Origin of the sequence: Akkermansia sp. 54_46, from assembly GCF_001917295.1 — a bacterium.
Lineage (GTDB): Bacteria > Verrucomicrobiota > Verrucomicrobiia > Verrucomicrobiales > Akkermansiaceae > Akkermansia > Akkermansia muciniphila.
Genome location: NZ_MNUD01000019.1, coordinates 1 through 2,014, shown reverse-complemented (window position 1 = coordinate 2,014; position 2,014 = coordinate 1). Strand labels below are relative to the sequence as shown.

1 protein-coding gene and 1 pseudogene are annotated in these 2,014 nt (G+C 49.2%); one reads left to right on the top strand and one right to left on the bottom strand.

Annotated features, from left to right (window positions below):
- A pseudogene (locus BHW66_RS02900) lies at nucleotides 1-1,329 on the bottom strand (autotransporter domain-containing protein); the annotation flags it as partial.
- Nucleotides 1,330-1,815: 486 nt separating this feature from the next.
- Between BHW66_RS02900 and BHW66_RS02895 the strand changes: the two are divergent.
- The coding region (locus BHW66_RS02895) for a hypothetical protein (RefSeq protein WP_286688897.1) at nucleotides 1,816-2,014 on the top strand (199 nt) is incomplete at its 3' end.

Sequence of the window (2,014 nt, the reverse complement as noted above, 5' to 3'; positions counted from 1 at the left end):
GGACGGCAGCGTCTCCCCTCTGTTGTATACCCCGTTCAGGTTGATTTTGGTTCCGCCGGTGTTGGTGATTTGATAGACTTTGTCCCCGCTCGTCGTCAGGGTACCGTTCAGGTAGCCCAGGCTGACGTTGGCCGCACTTCCCTCCCCAAGAGCCAGCGTAAAGGCATTCTTGACCGTTTCTTCCAATTCCCCTCCCGCTCCCGCAGATACCCACGTCACACGGGATATCGCCCCGTCTTCTATCGTCAGCACGCTGCCTTCTATTCTGTATTGCCCTGTATCTAAGCCCAGTACGCTAAAGCCCTCGCCAAGCTCCGCTCCCAAATCAACGGTATTGGAACCTTCGGCACTAAATCCCTGCAACAAACGCCCAATATCTATTTTCCCGGACGTCCACGTGGTATTTGAAGCAGTAATCCCATCATTTCCCGATGAAGACGTATAAGATAAAATTGCTCCATCAACTGTCACATTCTGCAATGTCCCGGTCCCGCTCATGTTCAACGTAATGGTTGATCCGATCGTTTGCGAGTTAAAATCAAGCGTCCCCCCATCCAGCGTAACAAGGCCGCTTCCCAAAGCGGAATTATTCATGCACCTTACAGTAGAGCCGGAGGTGATGACCCATTCAGCAGTCATGGATGCATTGGCCGCATTGTTTAAAACCAACGTACCGCTGAATCCTTCCCCGCCCACCGTAATGGTCCGTCCGGAAGAATTCAGTGCCCCGTAAACATTCAGCGTCTTGCCATTTGCCACAAGGACATTCCAGTCTGCATTCACATTAACCGGGCCCCATGCATTGGAGGAAGAACCCAGGGAAAAATCTTCACGAACCGTAAATAATACCGGCTCTTCCGTACCCGCTCTCCCCAGTATAAGAGTCCTCCGGGCATTATTGTTCGGGACAAGGGAGAACCCTGATGCCCCTTCCTCCACAATCAATCCCCCCATGGTAAATGGCGTAAAGGAGCAGGATGGATTTTTATTGGTCGCCGATACGGTGACATCGCCCACTTCCGTGCCTGATGCGACAAAGCGCAATGTGTTATATTCCGACAGTCCCGTTTCATTGGCAAAAAGGTTCCAAATACTTCCCTCCTCTGAAACGGAACCCCAATTCGTATTGACAGGACCGTATGTTCCATCCGGATTGGTCAGGACAATGCCGCCGTTATGAAAATCATTGGACGAACTCCCTACCCACGTATAGATATTACCGGAATATCTGCTGCCGTCCCACTCCGTAGCAGCGAACACATGAAAACCGGATATGGCATAAAACGACAATAAGGCGGACAACAACTTGAGCGGTAGACGTAACTTCATAACTTGCAAATATGGGTAAATAATAAAGCTATCCAGCCGTCCTGATTGGCTGTTTGCAATATATAGCTATTACCGAATTAGCAATCCGCCGTCAATATTTAACATTGATCCAATGCATGTTGCATACCCGGAAATCATCTTCTTCTTAATATCCAATTCAGAATTTTTTCAAAAAAAACATTCCATATCTCTTTCATTATAAACATCAAAAATATCTGATTCTGGTCTATTTTCTGGATAATGCTTCTGCGGATTGCTAATCCGCAATGCAACATTTCACATGAAAATAAAAATGGACGCAAAAATTATTTTTCATCCCTTCCCCATTCCTGAACAAACGATGCAGCAAAATAACACCTTTCGTGAATTTCACCTTTCATACATAGAAAAAGAGGGTGTATTGTTTGCCCGCAACAAGTTCGGAGCAAAGACCAGAAATCGTAGCAGTAGCTGATATGTCCCGTTTACTGAGCAGCCCCGTCCCGGATGTCCGCGTTCCCGTTCACGAAGATAGTTCCCTTCGTTCCCACCGGCACGCTCAGTCCGGCTCCCAGCTACAGCGCCGTCGTTCCCACTTTCGCCCCCCCTCACGCTTTGCGCGAAGCCGGGGTTGCCCAGCAGAGAGACGTTCGTTTCCCCTCTCCGGTCTCCCAGGTCCTGCGCCGCGTTGACCCGGATTTCCGCC